This is a genomic window from Pseudomonas sp. CCC4.1, assembly GCF_035019225.1.
GTDB lineage: Bacteria > Pseudomonadota > Gammaproteobacteria > Pseudomonadales > Pseudomonadaceae > Aquipseudomonas > Aquipseudomonas bubulae.
In genome coordinates this window covers 62,196-87,101 of sequence record NZ_JASJWL010000015.1, presented here as the reverse complement: position 1 = coordinate 87,101, position 24,906 = coordinate 62,196, and the positions used below count along the sequence as shown (strand labels likewise).

Here is a 24,906-nt window from a genome sequence, read left to right as displayed (position 1 = left end):
GGTCTTAGCCCGTATAAGAGGGGCACTTTTGCCCACGGGATCGAGCAGGAATATCTATGAACGCCTTTAGGCAAGTGAAGCTTCAGTCGCATCACAAAGTGCGCGCCAGACAAGTAGCGCAGCACGAAATGGCTCATTACGTGGTTGCCAGGGCAGTGGGCTTCCGGACTGGCGACGTTAGCATCAAAATTACAGGGCATAGTGGTCACCATGGAGCAGCAACCATCTTCCTAGCGCAGCCCGTAGGCAGCCTTGAAGATGTCACCAGTTTCCTTGAGCGACGCGTGCTCGTGCTGTATGCGGGAGCGTTGGGAGAAACCCTATCGGCATCCCATGTCCCTGAGCGCGGGGTGAACGGCGCCGAGGCGGTGAAAATCATCCGTGGTGGAATGGGTGCCGAACAAGATCACGCAAAGGCTAGGGAAGCAATCTCTCTTTTGCGAAATATACAAAACCCAGGCACCTGCGGCGAAGACGAAATACAGGCCCAGCTTGACGAGATTGATCAACGACTTTGGAGCCGGGCCACTGAGCTGGTCGAACTTTTCGAGAGCACTATTGCAGGGGTTGCAGGAGCGCTTCTTGAAAGACTTGAGTTCGTAGATATCGCCGCGACGTTCAGCGCTGACTACCTCGAAGACATCCCTGCCATAAAAGAAATTCCATCGCTAGCCCCATGAAATTATCGCCCAGCTGCCAGCTGTGGTGCGTTCGAATTGCGTATCAATCGGGGCTCAGGAATAGAGGAAAAGACCACCCAAGCCCCGCCGTCAAACGTGGGGCCAAGTGCGTAGAAGGGCGCCAATTTTCGCGTCCGCGAAAACAAGGAAGAATCACGATGGCCAACGAAAAATCGATCGTCACCACCAGTGACGGAACCGACATTCCGGTAATCATGGCACCACCAGGCCACGGGGCTGGAGCCGCCGTTATCATTCCAAACCTTCTAGCGAAGGGCGGTGTTTCTGCGAGCCGTAAGCGGGGCTACACAAAGCCGTCGCCTTGGCCTTCGAAGTAAGCAGGAAAATCCCGCCCAGGTACACACCAAGCCTCGCCATCAAACGCGGGGTTGGGTCAGTAGCGCCGACTTCTATTAAAACGTAAATATTTAGGAGGGAAATATAATAAAAACAGAGGATTAGCGTACTTTTTTGCGAAAAGTAGGATTGTAGTCTAGGGTTTATTATAGTTTACCTTAGGAGTGTGTAAACAATGAACCCTTACAGAATCAAACTCGTGCGGTTCGACGGTGGTGAGCGCTTTCCAGTGCTTTGCCTTCAGCAAGACGGCATGCCCGTGCACAGCGCTAACCTTTGGGTACTGACAGAGTTACGAACGGCGAATTTGTCGACGAGCACACTCCAACAGGCGCTTCGGTCGTTGATGGTGCTGTTCATTGTTTTTGATGAACTAAAGATAGATTTGTCCGCCCGTTTGCGCGACGGCCAGTTTTTAACGGTTGGAGACATAGAAGCTATCGTTGGGGCGTGTAAATTACCAATTACAGCGGGCGACAGAAAAAAAATTGGAAATGGAAAGTTTGTATCGCCATGGTCTACCAGTGGCTTTAGTACGCCAAAAATTCATCCTGGTACTATTGCTATACGGCTTTTATACATTGCCCGTTACCTTGACTGGATTGCGACCGACCACTTACTAAAAACAGGCGCAGGAAACCCACATTTTTCAGGGGTGGAAAAACTCCGTGAACTGGTTTCTACAGCCATAAAGGCTCGCATTCCTTCAGTGCAGCGCTTATCCAATGTTACGCCTCGTGAGGGCCTAACTGAACAAATGGTATCGCTACTGCAACAGGTGGTTGCTCCAGAGTTTGAGCATAATCCGTGGTCTCATGAATTTGTTCGGCAGCGAAACTACTTAATGATTCGCTGGCTATTGTCCTTGGGAGTCAGGAGAGGTGAGTTGCTTGGTGTCAAAATCTCGGATATTAACTTTCAGACCAATGAAGTTTTAATTGCCAGGAGGGCAGACGATCCGGCGGATCCACGGTTGAGACAGCCGAATGCCAAAACAAGCGGTCGATTATTAGCGCTCGACGCAGAGTTGGTAGCGCTCACGCGAGCGTATGTAATGTCCATTCGTCGAAATGTTACAGGCTCGCGTAAGCATGAATATCTTTGGGTAGCCGGTGGCTCAGGAAAACCACTGAGTCTTGCGGCGCTAAATAAAGTATTTATCACTTTACGGCAACACTGTCCGGAACTACCAGAAAACATCTGCCCTCATCTCCTTCGCCATACCTGGAACGATATTTTTTCGGAAGCGATTGATAGAAGTGATGTGTCGCCGACCATGGAGCAAAAACTGCGGTCACGATTGATGGGGTGGTCCGAAACATCCGGAATGGCGATTGTGTATAACCAGCGTCATATCAAGAAAAAAGCCACCGCTGTGTCCTTGCAAATGCAAAAACAATTGCGTGTGGAGGCTCCTTCCGATGATTAAAAAACCAGGGGAAAACTACGTAATCGATGGAATTGATTTCTGTCCTTCACTTCCGTCGGTAATTCGTAGCAAAAGCGGTATCGCGTTTGATCCTAACCGGCCTGCTTGGTCGTACCGGGACGGTGTGTATTCGGTTTACATGGATTTTTCTGGGCTACATTTTTCTGCTGTGCTCATGGCTTCATTCCATCTTACGTTGATTTGGTTCGTTGAAAATAGGGCGCCAAGTACTGTGATGGGTCGCTTTGCGGCTTTAAAAGCATTTGCCTTGCGATTGCAAGAGGGGCGCGTTGAACCGTTGGAAACTATCTGCGGAAATGACGTATTGATACATTGCGATGCCAATGACTTTCAAACACGCGATCTCTTTGCGTTTTTACGCCGATGGCATGCCATGAGCTTGCCGGGTATTCAGGATGATGTGGTGTACGTCCTGGACAGGAAAAAGCTCCGGAAGCGAGAAACCGGAATCGCTGTATTGACGTGGGATCCCGAGTTGGGTCCATTTACTCCAATTGAGCAAGTGGGTATTCAAGATGCCCTGAATGAAGCTTACGGCGCAGGGCGTTTGAGTGAGGACATATACCTGCTGGCATGGTTGTTTATTGCGTTGGGTTCCCGCCCTGTTCAGTTGGCAGCCTTAAAGGTTTGTGATGTTGTGCGCTCGGTGGCTGCGGATGGAACAGAGTCTTTTCTTTTGCTTGTTCCGCGTGCGAAGCAACAAAACGCATTGCTCCGCCAGGAACTCAAGCCGCGAGCGCTGGTGAATCAAATTGGTCGACCGTTGTTTGATTATGCCCGACGCGTCAGTGAGCGCTTTATTGGAGCGTTTCCAGACCCCCAGCAGGCGCCCCTGTTTCCTTTACCCCGGCAGTCACAGTATTTGGCGGACGGGCCAGGATGGGCCAGATACCACCGTACCAGCGAGAATTTACGGAAATTGTTGGTGACCGCGTTGGACAAGCTATCCGTCCGCTCTGAGCGCACGGGGGAAATAGTTAACATCTGTGCCTTGCGCTTTCGGCGTACGTTAGGGACGAATCTTGCGCGTGAAGGGCACGGGGTTTTGGTCATTGCGGACTTGCTTGATCATTCGCGAACTGACTCTGCGGCTGTCTATGTAGCTGCGACACCAGAGCTTGCGATGCGGATTGAAAAGGCGACTGCGCTGTACATGGCGCCTCTGGCTCAAGCTTTTAAAGGTCAACTGATAGCTCATGAGGACAATGCCGTTCGTGGAGCAGACCGCTCCAGCCGAATTATCGATTTGCGTATCGATCAAAGCGCACGGCCAATGGGGTCATGTGGCAGCTTCAGTTTCTGCGGATTATTTGCCCCCGTGGCCTGTTACACCTGTCAGTGTTTTCAACCTTGGTTGGACGGGCCGCATGAGGCGGTCCTGGATTTCTTGCTAGCGGATGCTAAACGCTATCCGGACGGTCGTATCGCGGCGATCAACGATCGAACGCTGCTCGCAGTGGCAGAAGTGGTCCAATTATGTCGCAGCAGAAAGGAGCAGGCTCATGGACGATAGGGTAATCCTGTTTAAGCCCCGAGCAGAGCAGGCGGCTGAGGACAATCTCAGGGACTTCGTTACCCTCGCCAGAGAGTCTCTGACGGCTTTTGGCAGTGAGTTGGTCTTTGAGGCGGACAGTTGGGATGTCACCAATTTTGTTCGATTGAAACGACGTAATTCTTGTTCAAGCATGCGATTTCATGGATTCCCCAGTGGACGAGGGCAAAAGGATTCCTGTTGCTTGCCTCAGCCTTACAAAGACTTTGCCAAAGCCTACTGCCGTTATGATTATTCGTTGTGCGCGTATACAACCGTCAGTTCACGATTGGCCGCGCTCCGCTCCCTCGCTGTAGCTCTGGAAGAAACGGAGAGTTGTGTCACACCTATTAAGGCAAGTCTGGGGCATTTTAATCGTGCGTGCGCGATACTAAACGAACGCTACCAAGCCTCTGCCGCATTTTTTGCCGGGGCAGAACTCAAACGCATTTCGCAGTTCCTGGTGGAGCATCAACTCTGTACGCTGCCTCTTCAATGGCAAAATCCACTTCGGGCACCAGCGAACTTTGTGCGCAGTGTTGGCCCAGAGTTTGATGCGTCGCGCCGGGCCCGTCTGCCCTCGTCAGCTTCGTTAGAAGCGATTGCCGAAATTTTCAGAACCGCCGAGAAGCCAGGCGATATTTTTACCTCCAGTGTCTGTGCGTTGCTTGCGTCGGCGCCGAGCCGCATTAATGAGGTGATGTCCATTTCAAACCAGTGTGAAGTCGAGGAGTTCGATCCAAAAGCAAATCAACAACTGTATGGATTGCGCTGGCGGCCTTCAAAGGGTGGTAAGGCACAAGTCAAATGGGTGGTGCAATCCATGGCCAGTGTTGCCCGCGAGGCGGTGAGTAAGCTCAGGACCATTTCCACGCCAGCGCGGGAAGTGGCACGGTGGTATGAGCAGCACCCTGATGCGATGTATTTGCCAACGGAGCTGGAGGCGTTACGGGGGCGGTCGTTAATTAGTTCAGAACAGGTGGGCGCGATTGTTTTTCTCGCCCCACCCCCCAATGGCAATCAAACCGCGCAAGGGGCGGGGTGGTGCAGAAAGCAGGGGATTTTTGAACATATTCCATATGACCCACAGCAGAGACATGCTCCGAGGTTTTTGTTCGCGGACGTTGAGCGAGTAATCCTTTCGATGCTGCCAGCTAACTTCCCGCTGGCAGATCAGAAGAACAACCTGAAGTACAGTGAAGCGCTTTGCTTGACACGGCTGAATGAGCTAACCGAGTTGTGGGGAACGTACCGTGGGGTAATCGTCTTGCCAGACACCGCTTATACTCAGAAGCAACTAGGTAGTACTCGAACTTTTCTCAATATTTTCGAACGGTTCGGTTATCGTGAGTTAGATGGCAGTCCAATGAGTATCACGACGCATCAATTTCGCCATTTTTTAAATACCGTGGCACAGATGGGCGGATTATCGCAACTCGACATCGCCAAATGGAGCGGTCGCGCCAAACTCGGACAAAACAAGTGCTATGACCATCAGTCCGATAGGGATGTGTTGGCGCTCGCGAGGTCCGCTTTGGGTGACCCGGAAAAGTCGGCAGGTCATGTGGCAGGTATCCCTCCAAGTAGTTTGATCTCGCGGGATCAGTTTGCGACGCTGAAGATCATGACCGCCCATACAACGGATTTGGGGTATTGCCTGCACGATTTTTCCATGTTGCCTTGCCAACTCCATCGAGATTGCCCCAATTGTGATGAGCATGTATGCATCAAAGGTGATGTGGTCCGAGAGCAGGCTATACGCCAGTATCGTCAGGAAACCCAGGCCCTCCTCGCAAAAGCGTTAGAAGCGCTGGGCGAGGAGGAGTTTGGTGCCAACCGTTGGGTCGAGCACCAGACACTGACCCTTAAACGACTGGATGAACTGTGTGCCATTTTTGAGGACTCTTCCGTTGCCGCAAATGCAATTATCCAGCCGCGTGGGATCGTCCCAGCGTCAAGGCTGGAACAGTTGCTGACCCACCATAAAATATTGAACAAGCGTAATTTGCCGGGACCAGACACTGAAGATCCAGATGTGCCATGCATAGAGGCTGAGGACCTGTAATGTCTCGTTCGAGAAATCTAACCCCAGATGCTATAGAGCAGATCGTGTCGATCCTGGATGGTTGGTCTGGAAAACTGACGTGGGACCTGCTGATCTTAAGCGTCGCTCGCCGTTTACGAGGAACCTACACGCGCCAGACTCTGCATAAACATGAGCGGATTCGGCGTGCGTTCATACTGCGTAAGCAAACACTCTCAACCACAGTAGGAGTGAAGAAGGCCAGCAGTCCTGAATTACAAGTTGCAAACGAGCGAATTGCTCGTTTGGAAGCGGAGAATCAACGTCTGCGGATGGAGAATGATCGATTGCTCGAGCAGTTTGTACGCTGGGCTTATAACGCTTACATTCGGGGCTTGGATGAACAGTTTCTTTCCCGCCCTCTGCCCATCATCAATCGACAGCAGACACCCTAGGGTCTGTTGCCGTTTCATCTCAAGCCATTGATCTATAAGAGCAAACTCGTATCGTTAAAGCTCTCACACGACAGATTCTCACTCAAACCCGCGCATTGAAGATTAGTTGGGCTTTTGAAAGCTGCCACTGCACGGCTGGGAGTACAGGCCCAGCCGTGAGGAAACGCTCGACAATGCCGGGCGTTTGTTCTTCAGGTCCGTACTCAGAAGCGGTAGTTGGTGCTCAGCTCCAGCGTCCGTGGTGCGCCGGGTGTGATCAGATCCACCGAGCCATGCGCCGAAGCGTAATAGTCCTTGTCGAAGACATTGCGCAGACGCAGGGCCATGTCCCATTTCGGCTGGTTGTAGAGCAACGCTGCGTCCACGGTGGTGTAGGCCGGCATGACCACTTGGTTATCCAAGGCGGTGTAACGGTCATCGACATAGTTCGCCCCCATGCCTACACGCCACTCCTGTGTCAAAGAACGTACCAACCACAAATTGGCACTGTGGCGCGGGGTCAAGGTCGGAGTCTGGCCTTCGTTGGCGATACCGTTGGTACGGCTGTTGGACTTGGTGATCTCGGCATCCAGATAGGCGTAACCGGCATATACCTGCCATTTTTCGCTCAACTGCCCACTGGCGGTCAGTTCGAGACCATCAGTACGCTGCTCTCCCGCAAGCACCAGTTTGGTCGGGTTCGCCGGATCGGTGGTTTTCATGTTGGTGCGTTCCAGCCGGAACAGCGCCGCCGTCAACGCCAGGCGATTGTCGAGCAGGTCCCATTTGCCGCCGATCTCGAAGTTGGTGGTTTCCTCCGGCTCAAGGTCCTGGTTCGTCGTGCTCAGAGCGAACATTTCGGCAGAGGGCTGGTAGGAACGGCTCACCGAGACGTAATAGGACTGCACATGATCAGGCTGGTAGACCAGACCGACTCGCGGACTCCAGGTAGTGTCGGTGCGGGAGAGTTCCTTGTTCGTCAGGTCATCGGCGTATTCCTGGTCAAACACGTCATAACGCACTCCCAGCAGAGCTTTCCACTGCGGCGCCAGTTCGATCAGGTCCTGCACGTAGAACCCGGCAGTGTCCTGAGTATTGGTGCCCTTGGCGGTTTGCCGGTTGGCCTGGAACGGCACGTCGACCAAAGCATCGCGGTACACCGGCACCCTTGCCACGTTGGGTTGGCTGAACACGGACTGGTCCTTCACCTGGCGCCCCAGCTCCACACCATAGAGCAGGTTATGGTTCATCCCGGCGAGCACGGCGCGCTGCTTGAGTTCGGTCTGGTTGAACCAACCGTCTTCCTTGCGCTGCACGTTGCCGCGGTTGAGTTTTACCAGCAATTCGCCGTTGGCGGCGGTAACGAAACGCGTTGGACTGGAGTCCGCGAGCGTATTGTTGCGATCCAGGTCGTAGTGGTAGTAGCGGCTGGTGTTGCTCAGGGTGAAGTCGTCATTGATGCTGTAATCGACGCCGGCCGTGAACGAGAACACTTCGCTGCGGGTGTAATCGTCATCTGGATCAGCGGAACCGAAACGCTTATCGCGGTCCACATCGACTGGACGGTCGCCTCGTGCTGGGATACCGAAGTCGATCAGGCGCTTGTCATACAGATAGGTAGCGCCCAGGTTCAGTTCCAGATCGTCGGAGAGCTTGAAGTAGGCCGAAGGCGCGATGGCCTTGCGGTCGATGTAGCCGTCATCCCGGAAGGTGTCGCTGTTCTCCAGCGCCCCTGTCACACGAAAGGCTTTATCGCCCTGTTGCTGATCGGCCCAACCGGCATCGAACTGAGTGCGCTTTTTGCCCTCGCTGTCGACACTGACACCGACCTCCTGCTTGGGCGTGAAGTTGGGCTTCTTGCTGATGCTGTTGATCAGACCGCCCGAAGAGCCTCGGCCATAGAGCACTGCGGCCGGCCCCTTGATCACTTCCACCCGCTCGACGTTGGACAGATCACGGAAGTACAGCGCATCGTCACGAATGCCGTCGACGTACATGTCGCCAATGGCGCTGAAACCACGGATGGTGACTTGATCGCGCTGGCCATCGCCATTGGACAGGCCGATACCGGGGACATTCTTCAGCACGTCTTCCATCGACTGAGCCCCCTGATCCTTGATAACGCTCTGGGGAATTACGTTGACGGTTTGCGGGATATCTCGTAGAGGGGCATCGATCTTCAGCGCGCTCCTGCTCTCGGTCGACATGTAGCTCTGCTCGCTGTACTCACTGTTCACAGCGGTTGCCGGTAGGGTTAGAGCAGACTCCGTTTCTGCCTGTAAATCAGGTACAACCAGAACGCCCAGCAACGACAGAGAGACTGGGTAAATGCGCGATCGAGCCACCATGAACACCTTTTGTATGAATTATCGCGCAGATGATAACAGTTATCTTTTGTAAGTAAATACATATCATTCTGATTCAAGCCATTGGCACGACTCGGAACGACCGTCTCAACTTAATAGGTGGCCGACAGGAGCGCTCCCTCCAACTTGCTTGGTTGAAGGACTGCAATCATCCCATCTGGACGAGCCCTCTGAAAGACAGGACACCGTTTCCCCCCCCCCCTTAACATAAGGGATAGGCAAACTGTAGTGGTCCGAAGAGTTTGAAGGACACATCGGACAAGCAGCCACAGATACGGGAAGGGCAGCACAGAGGCTGACAATAGCGTGGAATCAGCCCTCGATAAAAACCTTCAACGGCGGTTCGTGCATCAGGAAGTTCTGGTGCGAGATGTTCCAGGCATAGGCGCCCGCGAGAGTGAATACTAGCAGGTCACCAATCGTTAGCTGCGCCACTGGTTGTTGTCTGGCAAGGACGTCTTTTGGTGTACACAACTGGCCCACCAGCGTCACGGACTGATCACTGATTTGTGCCGGCTGCGAGCCTCGTAGTACCGTGAACGGATGATTGTGGCCTTGAGCCGCAGGCGTGCGAAAGTGATGGGTACCGCCACGTCCGATGGCAAAAAACTCGCCGTGACTGCTTTTGATGTCCAGCACCTGCATGACGTAGTAACCACAGGCAGCGCTGATGAAGCGGCCGATCTCGAAACGTATGCGGGTCGCGCCCATGTCGTATTCATTGATCAACCCCTGCAGGCCCTGACAAAACCGTGGCCAGTCGAATGACCTGGCCGCGTCCTGATAGTTGATGCCCATCCCTCCGCCGACATTCAGTAGCGGCAGTTGCAGGTCGTGGTCGGCGCACAGCTGGCGGAAGGTCAGGAAGTAGCTGCGAATCAATTCAAGGTGCGCGTCGACATCCAGCTGGTGCGACAACAGATGAAAATGGGGTTGTACGCCGGAATCCCAGAAATTTCCGTCAGCCCAGCTCCAGTCCCGCCACGAGCGCATCCAGGTCGATGAACTTGCCGTCAGTCTGGAAGGTGTAATGCCCGTTCAGCAGGATGTGCCGCCAGGCCGCTGGCGACATCTGCGTGATCAACGCCAGCGCCTTGGCATTGCCAGCTGCCTCGTACTTCGTCAGCAGCAGGGACAGGATCGCCGAGTTGTAGAAGATGATCGCGTTGCCGATCAGCCTGGCGCACTGGTTGCTGATCTCGATTTCGATGTCGGTGCGGCCGGTCAATTCCTTCTTCCCACCGACTTGGGCGATGGTCGAGCGTAGCTGGTGATAGGACTCAATGCGGTTCTGCGAGCGGTGAACATTACGCTCCAGTTGCGGGTCGCGCAGGTAGCGCAGTGTGTAGATACTGCGGATGAGCTTGTCGAACTCGAAGATTGCGCGCCGCGTCGGGTTCGGCGCCGTATAGGTGCACAGCTTGCGGATCAGCGTGCCCTGCGTCATTTCCTTCAGGCCCAGTGTGGCGACGATTCGGTCGATGTTCGCCTTCTCACCGACGATGAGTTGCCGGTCGATCTGGCCAGCCGGCCGGATCAGGCATTTCTCGTACAATGCCAGATCATCGGCGCAATACAGCTCCTGCAACTGGTCGTCGAGGTCGGTGAAGCGCGGCTCGAAACGAAGTCCGAACCAGTGCAGGATGGCGAAGTTGGCCTTGTTGATGCTGTGCATGTCGCCGGTGATCGCGCTCGGCACGATGTCCGACGTGTTGCGGTACCAGATGTCGAACACGTGGTGAGCCTCGTACTCGTGTGCGCCTATCAGGTAGCCGTTCAACGGCACGTGATTGCACAGCAGCGTGTAGGCGACGACGCCCTTGCCGCGGCCGAAATATTTGCGCGAGTAGCGCGCCTTCACAGTTGGTCGCTCGACGCCGAATTTCTGCCCATCAACGGCACCGTACAACGAATCGAGGTCGAACGAGTAATGCGGGAAGATCGGCAGTGCGGCGATGGCGTTGCTGATGCAATCGTTGGCCACATGTAGCGTCGCCTGGCGCAGGTACTGCTGGTAGGTACTCTCCAGGACGTGGTACGGGATGTCGCTGGTACGTGCCATAACCTGGTTGCCGTGGTTCATGGCTTGGGCAATGATCACCGCCATCAGACTGTCGGCGTCGGCTACCTTCTTCGCATAGCGTGGCTGCAATGGTGTCAGCGCCGACAGGAACTGGCACTGGCCGTTGACGAAGCGAAACACGTCGGCGACATCGCAGTATGGCAGTTGCTCGTAGAGAGCTTGCTCGCGCGCCTTCTGGTTCTCCCCCTTGGGCTTGCGCCAGGTCAGTCTCTGCGTGTCCTTGTCGTATTCCAGGTGCGTCAGCTTGCCCTGTTTCAGCTCGCGATTGAACGCCACCCATTGCGCACGCAACTCGGCCGCCAGTGCATCGAGCTGGGCACTGACCGGCTGCCGCAGGAAGGGGATGTCCATCTGCGCGAGCACGGCGGCTTTCTCGTCCATCGAAACCAACTCGTCGGACAAATGCCGGTGCTGCAAGCTGTCGTCAATGTAGAGCTCGCCCGCCTGGAAGCGTTTCCTGACCTGACGGTAAAGCCAGAATTCGTAACGATCGGCATGCAGGCCTGTCGGCGTGCCTTCGGCATCGAACATCAGCAGGTACGGACGCAAGCGTTTCGGCAGCGTTGCCGCCGGACATTCGTCGAGTGGCCGTTGTGATAGGCGCTGCTGCTTGGCGAACACGCTCTTGGCCCAAGTCAGCGCCGCGAGCCATGGGTTATCGGGGGCCGTGCCGGCGAAGTCGAGCGCGACGTACAGCGGCCGTAGATGGCGTCGAATGCGTTCGGCCAGGCCGTCCACCGCCTGCCAGTGCAGCGCCAGTTTGTTCAGTGGCTTGACGCTCATGCGCTGCGCCGTGTTTTGCAGCAATTCCCTGGACATGATTTTGTAGGCGCGTTGGCGCACCTCGCCGAACGGCGTCGGATCGGCCACGCTGTCGTCCACGTACAGCGACAGCAGGCGGCCAACCTGCGGCGTTTCCTGATGGCGTCGCAGCTGTTCGGCGACAAAGGACTGTTTCGCACCCGTGCGGCTCTCGTCCTCAAGTTTTTTCATGTGGAAGGCCATCGCGTCGACCAGGTTGTCGGTGAGCTGCCGGTAACGTACCCAGGCATAGCACAGCAGGTAGAGCCGGGTCTGCTCCGCCTTCAGGTGGCGCAGGTCATGGACGGTATAGAAGTTCGCCAGGCTCGCGTAGTACAGCAGGTTCTGCTGCGAGATGCCGAGCTTGGGCAGCAGCGCCTTGGCGATCCCGTGCAAGGACTTCAGCGTGGCGCGCTTCTCGCGCTCCCCTGCCATCTGACGCCAGCCGAAATCTTTAGCGTCCTGCTTGAGCGCTGCCAGTTGAGACAGGGTGTCGTCACGCACCAGGAGCTGGCCCAGCGCAGCTTTGGCCGATTCGTCCAACACTTCTGCCAGCAAGCCGCCCAAGCGCCTGCGTTCGGTGGACAGGGCTTCACTGACCAGCTCTTGTAAGGTGGTGTGGCCGGGCCGGATGATTTTGTGCTCGCTGAGCCAAACGATCAGTTCGGCGGCCACGAATCCTGGCATTACGTCGCGCCGCACGATCTGTTCAGCCTGCTGTGCCAGTTGCGGCAGGAAGCTAGCCGCCCACGACCGGTAGCCGAACAGTTCGGCGATCTGACCCCTCTGGCTGTAGTGCTCATGCTTGGTGATCGCCTTGCGTTCGAACGCTTCGCCGTGGAAATAGCGACTCAGCACGAAGGCGCAATCGTCCTCGACCTCATGCCAATCGAAGCGGAAGAAAGCATGCTTGGCCTTGAAGTAGCCGATCTGCAAGACGCAATAGACTTGGGCCTGCAGGCTAGGCCGGCTGCTGGCGAACGCCAGTTCAGATTCGGTCAACGCCAGGTATTCCAGCCGCTGAGCATCGTCGAAGTCCGGTAGGCCGTACAAGGCTTCCTGCTCTGCGTCAGAAAAGACGGTGAGTAGCTTATTCTTGTTGCTCATCGACCGTCCTTCCCGCACCACGCCAACCTGCTCGCGTCAATGTTTCGATCAACGTAGTGCGCTTGACATTGAAGTTGCGGCACACCGCCGCCTTAGACATGCCGCCATCGAGCGCGGCGACGATGGCGTCCAGCTTCTCACCAGTGATCGCCTGCGGCCGGCCGCCGATCCGGCCGCGTTTGCGTGCGGCGGCCAAGCCCGCGACGACGCGCTCCTGAATCAAGGCGCGCTCGTACTGCGCGAGCGCACCGAACACCTGGAACAGGAATTCGCCCGAGGGCGTCGTAGTGTCCAGGTTCTCTGTCAGCGAGCGGAACGCCACCCGCTTGTCCTTGAGCGAAGTCACAATGGCGAGCAGGTGCGACAGCGAGCGACCGAGCCGGTCGAGTTTCCACACCACCAGCACATCGCCGGCTCGAACGAACTCAAGCGCCCGCGCCAAGCCGGCACGGTCATCCTTCGCGCCAGAGGCACGATCCTCAAACAGGTGACGCGGATCGACGCCGGCGGCGAGCAGCGCGTCGCGCTGCAAGTCCGTGCTCTGGCGGTCGGAGTCCGACGACACGCGCATGTAGCCAACCAACATAGGCGGATAACCATCAAAAACAGGTTTCCGCATAATAGTGAATAGCGATAGAGTTTTCCGTACATTTTTGAGGGGGTGTTGCACAGGTAGCACAGCGGCGGCTGACAGCCTGTCGCAAAACAAATGTTTTACGACACCTCCTTGAGGTTGCCGCGTTTACATCATTACCTGAACAGGTATAAAATTCCGTCATGACAAACAAAGAAAAACCGCTCGAATGGATCGCGAGCAGCCACAAGGATTTGATGGCGTTGCCGTCCGACGTGCGTCACCGTTTCGGTTACGCGCTCTCGTTGGCGCAGATAGGCGATCAGGATGACGCAGCAAAGGTGCTCAAGGGGTTCGGTGGTGCCGGCGTGCTGGAGGTCGTCGAAGACGATGCCGGCGGCACCTATCGAGCGGTATACACGGTCAAGTTTGCGGAAGCGGTGTTCGTCCTGCACTGCTTCCAGAAGAAGAGCAAGAGCGGAATCGCCACGCCAAAGGCCGACATGGACATCATCCGCGCTCGGCTGAAGGTGGCCGAGGTATTGGCACAGGAGCTACGAAATGCAAAAACGAATCATTGAAGGCGTCGAGGTTCAGCGCAGCTCGGGCAACGTCTTTGCCGACCTTGGACTGCCTGACGCTGAAAAGCTCAAGATCAAGACCGGCCTGGTGGTCGAGATCAGGAGGGCCATGCGCGCCCTTGGGCTGACTCAACAAGCGGCGGCCAAACGCATGGGCATCCCGCAACCGAAGGTGTCGGGCATGATGCGCGGCGACTTCACCAATCTATCCGAACGCAAGCTGATGGATTGTCTGAATCGCCTCGGCTACGACATCGAAATCAAGGTACGGCCAGCAGCCGAGCCGATCGGGCATCTAACGCTCGCAACCGCTTAATCGGAGCTCTCCTGATGGCAGCCCGCATCACCGACGACGAATGGGACGAACTGACTCCCGAGAATTTCGATACCACGGCACTGCTGCGTGCAGTCGATGCCGTGGACGTGCTGCGCGGCGATTTGAATGACAGCGCAGACGGCGCACCTCCGCAACTGCGCACCGACCTGTTGAAGCTGCATCAACTGGCAATGGCCGCGTTCAACGAGGGATCACGCAGCCGAGTGGCTGAGCTATTTGATCTCGCCGTGGATCTTCAGGATCAGGTTGATCATCTGATGACCTCGCTGGAACAAGTGCAAGAAACCCTGTCCCGGTTGACGGCGCTCTACCCAGAAAGCCTGTCCTGAATGTTCTTGGAGACAACCACATCATGAGCCGCAGCCGCCGCAAAACGCCCATCGTTGGGCACACGACCTGCCGTAGCGAGCGCGAGGACAAGAAACTCTGGCATCAGCGCTGGCGAACCCACGAGCGCACCGCGCTGGCCAGCGCGTCGCCGGAAGCTCTATGCGCCCATCTGCCTCTACTGGAAAACCAGGTCAGCAACGTCTGGTCGATGGGTAAGGATGGCCGCTCCTACTGGCCCATCAAGCGCCAGGCCGCCACGGCGGATCGCATTGCCAACCACAAGGGACGCAATCCGCAAGAGCGCGCCTCCCTGAAAAAGCGTCTGCTGCGCAAGTGGATGAGCAAATGAACCTGTCCACCATCGAGGCGCTGGCTATCGCTTGGGCGCGAATCGCTGAAGAAGCAGAACTCCCAGCCGGCTACGAGGGCACGGCGACGCCAGAGGCGCATCGGGCCTGCGAGGTGATCCAGGAGCGGATTCGAGAGCACGTCGTCGCCACCAATGACATGCGGCTGTTCGGCCTGCTGCACCTGCTTGGGCAGGCGTCGCTGCGCATGGAGCAAGCGCTGTGGCCGGAAGAATATGCGCGGATGACCCGCGAGGTCGAGGAAGCTCTCCGAGAGGCCGACGACCCCAACGCCAAGTCGTACACCCACGAAGAAGTCATGCAGGCGATGCAGGAACGCATCGACCGAGCGCGAGACAAAGCCATGTTGATCGGCTGACGGAAATTTCGGCGGTTCCGGCTGATCCAAGAATCTTGGCGTGACCTTACCTCCGCTCTACCGCTGGGTGCCAGCCTCGGCGCACGCCTAACCACCCAACTCAGAAAGGAAAATAAGTTGGTAAAACGCATTCCCGTATCCGAGCTTCGTCTCGGCATGTACATCCACAAGCTCGCCGGCTCTTGGGTTCGACACCCATTCTGGCGCGGCAGCTTCCTGCTGACCGAGCCTCAGGATCTCTCTGCCATTCGAGAATGTGGCGTCGGGGAGGTCTGGGTCTGTCTCTTATACACATCGGGGATGGCGTGTTGTGGGTGTAAAAAAAAAATGGGGGGGGGGGGGGGGGGGGGGGGGGGGGGGGGGGGGGCCCAGCCCCCAAAACCCAACGCCGACCCAGAGAGCCCAGAGAGCCCAGAGAGCCCAGAGAGCCCAGAGAGCCCAGAGAGCCCAGAGAGCCCAGAGCCCAGAGCCCAGAGCCCAGAGAATTGTCGGAGGAGCAATCTCTGCCGTCTAGTCCACTAAGCAAGAAAAGTGACGGCGCAACCTCAATGGAGAGCGAAATGTGTTATGCACGGAAACTCTGTCTTGCGGCCAAGTCCCAAGTCATGGACATGTTCCAGGAAGCCCGGCTTGGCAAGGCCGTCGACCCAAGCACGACGTTGCCGCTGGTCGGAGAAATCGCTGCCTCGGTGCTGCGCCAACCTCATGCCCTCATCAGCGTCGCACGCATCAAAACGCACGACGATTACACCTACCTGCACTCGGTTGCCGTCTGCGCCCTGATGCTATCGCTGGCCCGGCATCTCGATCTAGACGAGGAGCAAACGCGCCTGGCTGGCATCGGCGGACTGATGCACGACCTAGGCAAGGCCGCGATGCCGCTGGAAGTGCTTAACAAACCAGGCAAGCTCACCGATGCCGAGTTCACCATCATGAAGCGCCACCCTGTGGAGGGCGCAAAGATGCTGCGCGCAGGCGGGGCCGAGCCCGGGGTGGTGGACATTGCCCTGCACCATCACGAGAAGATCGACGGAACCGGCTACCCGGATCGCTTGGCCGGTGACGCCATTTCACTCCTGGCCCGCATGGGCGCAATCTGCGACGTCTATGATGCCGTGACGTCGGAGCGAGCCTACAAAAAGCCGTGGGACCCGTCCGCGGCGATGCGGCAGATGGCCAAGTGGGAGGGCCATTTCGACAAACGCATCTTCCACGCCTTCGTCAAGGCCGTGGGCATCTACCCCGTCGGCTCCTTGGTTCGCCTGTCCTCTCAGCGTCTGGCCGTTGTCGTTGAGCCGGGAATGGAATCACTGCTGACTCCCAAGGTTCGCGTGTTCTTCTCGCTACGCTCGAGAGAGCCGATCCCGATGCAGACCATCGACCTGGCGGCCACGAGTTGCAAGGACAGTATCACTGGCCCCGAAGACCCGACGCTCTGGAACTTCAAGAACCTCGACGACTTGTGGATGGAATAGCCCCCACAAAACGACGGCCCCGTGAGGGAGCCGTTGAACATCGTCGAGCGATGCCCGTCCAGGGAGGGATGGCCGAGCTCGATTCTCCAGAAGGTAGCTGGTGACACGAGTGTTGAGCCCACCCAACTAGGGTGACGGAAATTTCTGGGGTTCCGGCTTACATCCCCAGTATGCGGGTAAGTGGGTCAGCAGCCGTTTGTATCCGACGCGAATCGAGGTGGTGGCTGACGACGCGCTGATCGCCAGCCATGTCCGCTTGCTGGATCGCGACCAGGTCAGCTATGACTGGCAGCACTACCTCCCGCTGATCGAACGCAAGCCCGGTGCGCTGCGCAACGGCGCGCCCTTTGCTGATCTGCCGGCGCCGCTGCGTCAGCTTAAGCACGGTCTGGGGCGTCATGCCGGCGGTGACCGGATCATGGCGCAAGTTCTGGCTGCCGTACCGGTCGCCGGGCTCGATGCGGTGCTGGTGGCTGTTGAGCTGGTACTGGAAAGCGGCAGCCTGAGCGCCGAACACATCCTCAATGTCGTGGCGCGCCTGGCCGCGACCGAACCACCACCCAGCGTCGAAACCCACTTGTCGCTCAAGGAAGCCCCCGTCGCTAACACGGCGCGCTACGACCGCCTGCGTGGCCAGACCGAGGAGATCGGTCATGCGTGATTTGATGGCGGAACTCAAGGAGCTGCGCCTGCACGGCATGGCCACGGCCTGGGCGGAGTTGACTGCGCAGGGTGAGTCGAACACAGCCTCGTCCAAGTGGCTGCTCGAACACCTGCTGGAACAAGAGCACACAGATCGCGCCATGCGCTCGGTGAGCCACCAGATGAACATGGCCAAGCTGCCGATGCACCGCGACCTGGCCGGCTTCGACTTCAGCGCCTCCAGCGCAGACGCTCGTTTGATCAGCGAACTGGCCAGTCTGGCCTTTACCGACACCGCGCAGAACGTGGTGCTGATCGGTGGGCCTGGCACCGGTAAAACCCACCTGGCCACTGCGCTGGCCGTGTCCGGCATCACCCGGCACGGCAAGCGCGTGCGCTTCTACTCCACGGTCGATCTGGTCAATCTGCTGGAGCGCGAAAAGCACGACGGCAAAGCCGGGCGGATCGCCCAAGCTCTGCTGCGCATGGATCTGGTCATCCTCGACGAACTGGGTTATCTGCCCTTCAGCCAGGCCGGCGGTGCGTTGCTGTTTCACCTGCTATCCAAGCTGTACGAACACACCAGCGTGGTGATCACCACCAACCTGAGCTTCGCCGAATGGTCGAGCGTGTTCGGCGACGCCAAGATGACCACCGCCCTGCTGGATCGGCTGACCCACCACTGCCACATCGTCGAAACCGGTAACGAGTCCTATCGCCTGCAACACAGTAGCTTGGCGGCCCAGGCCAAGATCAAATCACGGGAGCGAAAGCGTAAGGGCGGCCAGGAACCGGAGGACGATGAGCCGTTCTGATTTCATGGCGACGACGGCCTGCTACATGGCTGCGTGTGGCAGGTCTTAAACAACTGAACTGGGCTAGCGAAGGAGTGGGGGCAACAGCAGCTGCGCTGGTAGACTTATCCACAGTTGCTGGTAACAAAATCAGCAATCCGCCCTGGGTCAAATTTCAATCGGCAGGGTGGGTCAATTTTCCATCAGCGCCAACACACTAAGCAACCATCAGAAAATTTTGACTGTACGCCAAAAAATTCGCATCTACCAGCATCTAAACAGGCGTTGTTGATTATCATAAAACACTGACACTGTATTATATAATCGTGCTTTTGTGTTATTTTTTTAATATTTACTGATTACGTACTTGCTTAACCACTCAGTTGCGCTAGAACTAATAGACGCGAAATTTAAATCTCTAATTTTCCAACACTTAGTAAAACCTCGTTTGCCATCCCACTACCATTGTAGGAGCAAATCAGGAGACATAAAAAATTAGCGGTAGCGTGCCTGGCCCTCTAGATAAGTATTGGAGACTGTAATGAAGTTTGAAAAGTCACAGACAGCAATCGACCACCTGACTCCCGAGCAACACCGAATTACCCAGGAGGCGGGCACCGAAAGGCCCTTCACGGGCGAGTACAACGACAACAAGGAGCCTGGCATCTACGTCGACATAGTGTCGGGAGAGCCACTGTTCGCTTCGACGGACAAGTTCGATTCGGGTACTGGCTGGCCCAGCTTCACCAAGCCGATCGTTTCGGCAAACGTGAACGAGGTGCGGGACAGCGCACACGGCATGGTCCGGACGGAGGTCAGGTCAGTACACGCAGACAGTCATCTCGGCCATGTGTTCCCCGATGGTCCTTCCGACCGCGGCGGTCTGCGGTACTGCATCAACTCAGCGTCCCTTCGCTTCATCCCGCGCGACGAGATGGAGTCCGAGGGATACGGTGAATATCTCGATCAAGTAGAGGAGGCTTAACATGCATCAGCGCGCTGTTCTCGCAGGAGGATGTTTCTGGGGCATGCAGGATCTGATCCGCAAGCGGCCCGGCATCATCTCGACCCGTGTGGGTTACACGGGCGGCGATATTCCGAACGCCACGTATCGTAATCACGGCACGCATGCCGAGGGGATCGAGATTGTCTTCGACCCGACAGTGACGAGCTACCGGAACATCCTGGAATTCTTCTTCCAGATCCACGATCCGACGACGCTGAACCGCCAGGGCAATGATCGTGGGCTCTCCTACCGGTCGGGCATCTATTATGTCGACGAGGAGCAGAAGCGCGTCGCCGAGGATACGATCGCCGATGTGGATGCCTCGGGGCTGTGGGATGGCAAAGTGGTGACCGAGGTCCAGCCGGTCGGCGAGTTCTGGGAGGCCGAGCCCGATCACCAGGATTATCTGGAGAAGCGCCCGGGCGGCTACACCTGCCACTTCGTCCGTCCCGGCTGGGTGCTTCCGAAGCGCCAAAAGGTTGACGACGTACAGCCAGCGGCCGGGACCGCGGCGGAATAGGCTTCACTGCCGTTGCCACTGCGCCGATCCGGTCCGCAATCTTCGTGACCGCGTCGTTCAGCGACGCGGTCATCGAACCCTACTTCAGAGTGACGGCTCGTTCCAGTCAGTCGCCATCGCAACACCAGGATCGCAGATTTATGCCAGACCTCTCGTCCTTTCCGATCACGCAGCGCTGGCCGGCATCTCATCCCGATCGCCTGCAACTCTACGCAGCCCCTACGCCCAATGGCGTCAAGGTCTCGATCATGCTTGAGGAGACTGGCCTGGCGTACGAGCCCCACCTGATCGACATCTCGAACAACGAGTCGAAGGATCCGGCGTTCGTGTCGCTGAACCCGAACGGACGCATACCGGCGATCATCGATCCGGCTGGCCCTGACGGTAGACCCATCGCCTTATGGGAATCCGGTGCGATCCTCCTCTATCTGGCCGACAAGACGGGTCAGTTCATCTCCACCGAACCAGGCCAGCGTTACGAGACCCTAGCGTGGGTGTTCTTTCAGATGTCGGCCATCGGGCCGATGTTCGGTCAGCTCGGCTTCTTCCTGCGATTTGGCGGCAAGGACTATGAGGACAAGCGGCCGCAACAGCGCTTTATCGACGAATCCACGCGTCTGCTGGGGATTCTGGATCGCCGGCTGGAAGGCCGCGACTGGATCGTCGACGACTATTCGATCGCGGACATCGCGACGCTCGGCTGGGTGAATGCGCTGGTGGAATTCTACGCTGCGGGTGACATCCTTGGCCTCAGCAGCTTTTCGAACGTCCGCGCATGGCTTGGACGCGGGCTGGCTCGACCGGCCGTCCAGCGTGGCCTCCACATTCCCGCGAGGCCAGCATGAGCATCATCGCCGCCTATTATTACAACGAAGGCAAGCGAGTTCGCGAAATCGCGCTCGATGAGCACGTCAAGTTGGGCGAGAGTCGCTCGGGCTTCTGCTGGATCGCGCTTAGCGAACCCACCCCCGAGGAACTACTCGCGATCCAAAGGACATATAATCTTCATCCGTTGGCGATCGACAACGCGATGCACCCGCTGTGCCCGCCCAAGCTCGAGGTCTACAACGATGAGTTGTACGTCGTCGCGCAGACCGCCGAGCTGGTCGGCGACCGGATCAGCTACGGCAAGATGGCGATCTTCACCGGTCACAATCACCTTATCACCGTGCGGCACGGCAATGCCGGAGCGCTGGGCAAACTTCGGGAGCAACTCGAGGCATCGCCGACGCAGTTCGGCAAGGGTGTCGACTATGTGCTGCACGCGATCTTGCATCGCGTGGTCGACCAGTATCTGCCCATCTTCGAAATGATCGAGGACGACGTCCTGGCGATGGAGCGACGGTCGCTGCACGATTTCCTCGGGCCAGAAGAGGTGGCGCGAATCTTCGAACTAAGGTCCGAACTCACGCGGTTCCAGCGCACGCTCGGGGCTATGGCCGAGCTGGTGCGAAAGCTCGTTCGCGGCCACTTTCCCTGCATCAGCGCCGAAATGACACCATATTTCCACGACGTCGCGGACCATGTCCACCGCGTGCAGTCCATGGTCGACGGCCTCCTGCTTGTCCTGTCCACGGTCTTTGAGGCCAGCAGCCTTCTTGAAGCGCAAAGGACGGGGGTGATCACCCGCCAGCTGGCGGCTTGGGCGGCAATACTGGCAGTCCCGACGGCGATCGCTGGAATATACGGCATGAACTTTAAGCACATGCCGGAGCTGGACACGGCCTACGGATACTTTGTCGTGCTCGGAGTGATAGCGATATCGTGCGTTTTCCTATTTGTGCGCTTCAAGAAGGCTAAGTGGCTGTGAATACTGCCCATCGTTTTCTTCGCCGTCATCTGACGGTTACAGCGGGCCTTATACGGAAGCTTGTCCAATCCAACTCAAGATGAAGGTGCGTCCATGACATAGCAGCTGACCGACGCTCTACAAGCAGTTCAGTCCTTCATCGCCAAGGGCTAAGACCGCGAATAGCGCGTCAAGGACAGCAATCTCGTCGATCTCGAGCCAGGATCAACCATCGGTCCGTGCGGCATCTGCGTCGACGCGGCGTTTCGCCTCGGAAGCGGTGATGATGGCGATAACGCCTCCACCCTCTACGCGATCACCGATCCGGCGACCGAGCATAAGGGCCTGTTGATCGACGTGTTCGATGAAATCTGCTACCGCGACCCAGTTCAAGAGTCGGGACCTCAATGTAGAAGAAGTTGACTAACGAGCATTCGCGTCATCCGATCAAGCAAGCTGGAGACATTTATGAAAGCCATTGGTTACAAGGTTCCGGGACCCATCGCCGCGGATGCCGCGCTGGTCGACATCAATCTGCCTCGGCCTGTCGCTGCAGGATACGATATCCTGGTTGAGGTGAAGGCCGTCTCGGTCAACCCGGTCGACTACAAGGTCCGCAACAGCACGCCGCCGGCAGATGGCGATTGGAAGGTGCTGGGATGGGATGCCGCCGGGATTGTGCGCGAGGTCGGCCCCGACGTCACGCAGTTCGAGTTAGGCGACGAGGTCTATTATGCCGGATCGATCACACGGCCCGGTACCAATGCGGAGTTCCATCTCGTCGACGCCCGGATTGTCGGTCACAAACCTGCGTCGCTCTCCTGGGCGGAAGCGGCGGCGCTGCCGCTGACGACGTTGACGGCCTGGGAGGCGATGTTCGACCGCCTGGACGTGGCGAAGCCCGTACCCGGTGCGGCGGAGGCGATCCTCATCATCGGTGGCGCGGGCGGGGTTGGGTCGATCGCCGTCCAGATCGCGCGACAGCGCACGGACCTCACCGTCATCGCCACAGCCTCTCGACCGGAAACCCAAGAGTGGGTAAGAGGGCTTGGAGCTCACCACGTCATCGACCATTCTCGTCCGCTCGCGCCACAGATCGCCGAACTCGGCATCGGTGCTCCCGCTTTCGTCTTTTCGACCACACATACCGAGCAACATGTCGCCGACATCGCCGAACTGATCGCCCCACAAGGACGGTTCGGACTGATCGACGATCCCAAGGCATTCGATATCATGGTTTTCAAGCGCAAGGCGGTGTCGATCCACCACGAGCTGATGTTCACGCGGTCGATCTACGGCACGCCCGACATGAATGAGCAGGGCGAGATTCTGGATGCGATGGCAGCGCTGGTTGACGACGGCAAAATCCGCACGACGCTGACCCGGCGACTGTCGCCGATCAATGCCGCCAATCTGAAGACGGTGCATGCACTGATCGAAAGTGGCGCGGCTAAAGGCAAGATCGTCCTCGAAGGCTTCTAACGACCGCGATCGCCAAACATCTTGTCCAACCTCAAAAAGCCGAACGGGTTATGCCCCAGCGATGAGAATCCCATGACCAAATCTATTGCCACCGCCTCGATCAACCGCGAAACCGCAGTCGCCCTCATCGACGCGGCGCTCGCTGCGGCCCGTGCCATCGGCATCCCGGCTGCCGTCGCCGTCGTCGACGCCACCGGTAACCTGCGCGCGTTCGAGCGCACCGACGATGCGCCGTTCCTTACCGTCGATGTTGCCATCGACAAGGCCTGGAGTTCCGCCTCGTTTGGGTTCCCGACCCATGTCTGGAACGACTATGTGACCAACGATCCAAAAGTGGCGCCGCTAGCCTATCGCCCTCGGATGGTCGCTGTCGGCGGCGGTTATCCGATTCTGGAGGATGGGAAGTTGATCGGCGGCATAGGCATCTCCGGAGGCAACTATCAGCAGGATCAGGATGCGTGCGTCGAGGCACTCATGAAAATCGGGTTCCAGTTGCCAGCCTGACGACTGTGAGGCCATCACCGGTGGTAATGGCCAACAGATCCAACCTTTGAGAGGCCTAATGATGGAAGCGTTCGTCGTCTTTACGCGGGAAGAAACCAGCGACCCACATGCACTCGCAACCTATTCTGCAGGCGTCGGACCATCGTTCGATGGTCACGACGTTACCTTTCTCGCCGCTTATGGCGCGATCCAGCATTTGGAGGGGCCGCCCATCGAAGGGGCCGTAATCTTGCGTTTCCCGACGATGCAGGCCGCTCGCGACTGGTATGACAGTCCCGCCTACCAAACCATCGCTGCTCAACGCTTTGCCGGTTCCCGTTACCGCGCCTTTATCATTGAAGGGCGGCGGTGACATACCGACAGAAGCACTTCGGCGCTGACCACGAGGTATCGGCGTGTGAACTCGCATCTTGGGAATCTGTGGGGGGGACCAAGACAGCGGCGCTAGGGGCTCATATCGTCGATCGGATCAGAGAGTTGCTCGGCGAGAATGGGTTATCTATTGCCGAGCTGACGGAGCGGAGCCGCCCTCTCCCAACGGATTGATTCAATCGTTGACGCTCCTCCTATCCGGATCCGGGTTTTCGCACGCTGATCAACAGAGTTACAGCGCGCAACGCCTGTAGTGGGCATCAGGGGATGGGTGGCAATCAGGATGATTGCCCACCTTCCAACGATTAACCTTGCTCAAGTTGCTTCACTAGTCGCTCCGCGTCGAGATGGAAGTCCGAGAAAACAATGCTACCGCCAGCGTCGATAACCGTAAACCACGGAGTTCCTCGTGTGCGGTAGTCTTCCATGAAGGTTGGAAACGGCGAGCCGGTCGGTTGCTCGTCGTGACCGAAAACGATAGGAAGCTCATACTTGAGCTGGTTCACGCGCAACTTCTCGAAGGTATTCTCATGCGTTCCTTCGAAGACGGTCTGGATCACTGCGAACCCCACGTCTTTTGAGCTCAACGCTGCATGCAACTTTTGTAGCGTCGGAAACCCATGCAAATGGCAACCTTGGCACCAATGCTGGAAGGCAAACAAGATTTTCGGGCCGGGCCCGATATCTGACAGTTTGAACGGCGCGATACTTTCCCCATCTTTGCCAATCCATTTTTGCACCCGCAGCTCAGGCGCTTGTCGTTCGATCTCGTTCATCTGATCCTCCAACCCCGATACAGAAGCTTAGTGGATGATCGCGCGTCGCGACGGTGCGCGAACGTCCGACCTTATTTTCCCTATTTCCTGAAGCCAGAATAGATCAGATCGACATTTCGTCCTTAATATACTCAAGCTGCCGGCGAGCGCGAACTGGGCAACCATG

25 protein-coding genes and 1 pseudogene are annotated in these 24,906 nt (G+C 57.3%); 21 read left to right on the top strand and 5 right to left on the bottom strand.

Going from position 1 to position 24,906, the window contains the following annotated elements:
* The first annotated feature begins 56 nt into the window (after positions 1–56).
* The 5 genes from QN377_RS09015 to QN377_RS08995 all read left to right on the top strand — a co-directional run bounded on the left by QN377_RS09015 (position 57) and on the right by QN377_RS08995 (position 6,496).
* Positions 57–680 carry a peptidase M41 gene (locus tag QN377_RS09015; RefSeq protein WP_238939199.1) on the top strand — a complete coding sequence of 208 codons (624 nt, stop codon included), beginning with the start codon at positions 57–59 and terminating at the stop codon, positions 678–680.
* Positions 681–1,212: 532 nt separating this feature from the next.
* Entirely contained in the window at positions 1,213–2,466 is a 1,254-nt protein-coding gene (locus QN377_RS09010) for a tyrosine-type recombinase/integrase (RefSeq protein ID WP_050593414.1), read from the top strand.
* Positions 2,459–4,000 (top strand): site-specific integrase, encoded by a 1,542-nt coding sequence (locus QN377_RS09005; protein ID WP_143513825.1) that lies wholly within the window; start codon positions 2,459–2,461, stop codon positions 3,998–4,000. Before QN377_RS09010 ends, QN377_RS09005 begins: the two co-directional genes overlap by 8 nt.
* Positions 3,990–6,083 carry a hypothetical protein gene (locus tag QN377_RS09000; RefSeq protein ID WP_050593416.1) on the top strand — a complete coding sequence of 698 codons (2,094 nt, stop codon included), beginning with the start codon at positions 3,990–3,992 and terminating at the stop codon, positions 6,081–6,083. Before QN377_RS09005 ends, QN377_RS09000 begins: the two co-directional genes overlap by 11 nt.
* Entirely contained in the window at positions 6,083–6,496 is a 414-nt protein-coding gene (locus QN377_RS08995; protein WP_082422834.1) for a hypothetical protein, read from the top strand. Before QN377_RS09000 ends, QN377_RS08995 begins: the two co-directional genes overlap by 1 nt.
* A 203-nt stretch (positions 6,497–6,699) precedes the next feature.
* Here QN377_RS08995 and QN377_RS08990 read toward each other — a convergent pair whose 3' ends face one another.
* The 4 genes from QN377_RS08990 to QN377_RS08975 all read right to left on the bottom strand — a co-directional run bounded on the left by QN377_RS08990 (position 6,700) and on the right by QN377_RS08975 (position 13,418).
* Positions 6,700–8,823, bottom strand: a complete 2,124-nt coding sequence (locus tag QN377_RS08990; protein ID WP_032861799.1) for a TonB-dependent receptor — start codon at positions 8,821–8,823, stop codon at positions 6,700–6,702.
* A gap of 330 nt (positions 8,824–9,153) precedes the next feature.
* Entirely contained in the window at positions 9,154–9,834 is a 681-nt protein-coding gene (locus tag QN377_RS08985) for a hypothetical protein (protein ID WP_238939198.1), read from the bottom strand.
* Positions 9,803–12,832 (bottom strand): Tn3 family transposase, encoded by a 3,030-nt coding sequence (locus QN377_RS08980; RefSeq protein ID WP_010799689.1) that lies wholly within the window; start codon positions 12,830–12,832, stop codon positions 9,803–9,805. The genes QN377_RS08985 and QN377_RS08980 overlap by 32 nt, the downstream gene beginning before the upstream one ends.
* Positions 12,816–13,418, bottom strand: a complete 603-nt coding sequence (locus QN377_RS08975; RefSeq protein ID WP_010465829.1) for a recombinase family protein — start codon at positions 13,416–13,418, stop codon at positions 12,816–12,818. Before QN377_RS08975 ends, QN377_RS08980 begins: the two co-directional genes overlap by 17 nt.
* 191 nt (positions 13,419–13,609) lie before the next feature.
* Here QN377_RS08975 and QN377_RS08970 point away from each other — a divergent pair, with 191 nt between their 5' ends.
* The 16 genes and pseudogenes from QN377_RS08970 to QN377_RS08895 all read left to right on the top strand — a co-directional run bounded on the left by QN377_RS08970 (position 13,610) and on the right by QN377_RS08895 (position 23,944).
* Positions 13,610–13,987, top strand: coding sequence for a type II toxin-antitoxin system RelE/ParE family toxin (locus QN377_RS08970; RefSeq protein ID WP_203327755.1), 378 nt, complete (start codon positions 13,610–13,612; stop codon positions 13,985–13,987).
* On the top strand, positions 13,968–14,303 hold the full coding sequence (locus tag QN377_RS08965) for a helix-turn-helix domain-containing protein (RefSeq protein ID WP_001172026.1): 336 nt from the start codon (positions 13,968–13,970) through the stop codon (positions 14,301–14,303). Before QN377_RS08970 ends, QN377_RS08965 begins: the two co-directional genes overlap by 20 nt.
* Positions 14,304–14,317: 14 nt before the next feature.
* Entirely contained in the window at positions 14,318–14,653 is a 336-nt protein-coding gene (locus QN377_RS08960; RefSeq protein ID WP_000741275.1) for a hypothetical protein, read from the top strand.
* 23 nt (positions 14,654–14,676) lie between these two features.
* The gene (locus QN377_RS08955) at positions 14,677–15,003 is read left to right on the top strand and encodes a hypothetical protein (protein WP_000091614.1); all 327 of its coding nucleotides are present in this window, start codon (positions 14,677–14,679) and stop codon (positions 15,001–15,003) included.
* Positions 15,000–15,380 (top strand): hypothetical protein, encoded by a 381-nt coding sequence (locus tag QN377_RS08950; RefSeq protein ID WP_001054412.1) that lies wholly within the window; start codon positions 15,000–15,002, stop codon positions 15,378–15,380. Before QN377_RS08955 ends, QN377_RS08950 begins: the two co-directional genes overlap by 4 nt.
* 156 nt (positions 15,381–15,536) lie before the next feature.
* Complete coding sequence (locus QN377_RS08945; RefSeq protein WP_323567620.1) at positions 15,537–15,902, top strand: DUF3391 domain-containing protein; 366 nt, start codon at positions 15,537–15,539, stop codon at positions 15,900–15,902.
* 83 nt (positions 15,903–15,985) lie between these two features.
* Positions 15,986–16,855: an HD-GYP domain-containing protein gene (locus QN377_RS08940; protein WP_322214153.1), complete on the top strand. Its 870-nt coding sequence runs from the start codon at positions 15,986–15,988 to the stop codon at positions 16,853–16,855.
* Positions 16,856–17,021: 166 nt separating this feature from the next.
* Positions 17,022–17,516: pseudogene (locus QN377_RS08935) on the top strand (IS21 family transposase); the annotation flags it as partial.
* Positions 17,509–18,312 (top strand): IS21-like element ISPst3 family helper ATPase IstB, encoded by an 804-nt coding sequence (gene istB / locus QN377_RS08930; protein WP_010454871.1) that lies wholly within the window; start codon positions 17,509–17,511, stop codon positions 18,310–18,312. The pseudogene QN377_RS08935 and the gene istB, both read left to right, overlap by 8 nt.
* 520 nt (positions 18,313–18,832) lie before the next feature.
* Positions 18,833–19,276 carry a peptide-methionine (R)-S-oxide reductase MsrB gene (gene msrB, locus QN377_RS08925; RefSeq protein WP_003464965.1) on the top strand — a complete coding sequence of 148 codons (444 nt, stop codon included), beginning with the start codon at positions 18,833–18,835 and terminating at the stop codon, positions 19,274–19,276.
* A gap of 1 nt (position 19,277) precedes the next feature.
* The gene (msrA, locus tag QN377_RS08920; RefSeq protein WP_003464967.1) at positions 19,278–19,817 is read left to right on the top strand and encodes a peptide-methionine (S)-S-oxide reductase MsrA; all 540 of its coding nucleotides are present in this window, start codon (positions 19,278–19,280) and stop codon (positions 19,815–19,817) included.
* Between the two features lie 140 nt (positions 19,818–19,957).
* Positions 19,958–20,662 (top strand): glutathione S-transferase N-terminal domain-containing protein, encoded by a 705-nt coding sequence (locus QN377_RS08915; RefSeq protein ID WP_003464969.1) that lies wholly within the window; start codon positions 19,958–19,960, stop codon positions 20,660–20,662.
* Positions 20,659–21,627: a magnesium and cobalt transport protein CorA gene (locus QN377_RS08910; protein ID WP_003464971.1), complete on the top strand. Its 969-nt coding sequence runs from the start codon at positions 20,659–20,661 to the stop codon at positions 21,625–21,627. The genes QN377_RS08915 and QN377_RS08910 overlap by 4 nt, the downstream gene beginning before the upstream one ends.
* Before the next feature lie 447 nt (positions 21,628–22,074).
* Positions 22,075–23,088, top strand: coding sequence for a zinc-binding alcohol dehydrogenase family protein (locus QN377_RS08905; protein ID WP_002118279.1), 1,014 nt, complete (start codon positions 22,075–22,077; stop codon positions 23,086–23,088).
* Between the two features lie 72 nt (positions 23,089–23,160).
* On the top strand, positions 23,161–23,592 hold the full coding sequence (locus QN377_RS08900; RefSeq protein ID WP_005006001.1) for a GlcG/HbpS family heme-binding protein: 432 nt from the start codon (positions 23,161–23,163) through the stop codon (positions 23,590–23,592).
* Between the two features lie 58 nt (positions 23,593–23,650).
* Complete coding sequence (locus QN377_RS08895) at positions 23,651–23,944, top strand: DUF1330 domain-containing protein (protein ID WP_010591688.1); 294 nt, start codon at positions 23,651–23,653, stop codon at positions 23,942–23,944.
* A 325-nt stretch (positions 23,945–24,269) separates the two neighbouring features.
* Here the strand turns inward: QN377_RS08895 and QN377_RS08890 are convergent, their stop codons facing one another.
* A complete protein-coding gene (locus tag QN377_RS08890; RefSeq protein WP_003464979.1) occupies positions 24,270–24,740 on the bottom strand; it encodes a TlpA family protein disulfide reductase in 471 nt (156 codons plus the stop codon).
* Between the last annotated feature and the right edge of the window lie 166 nt (positions 24,741–24,906).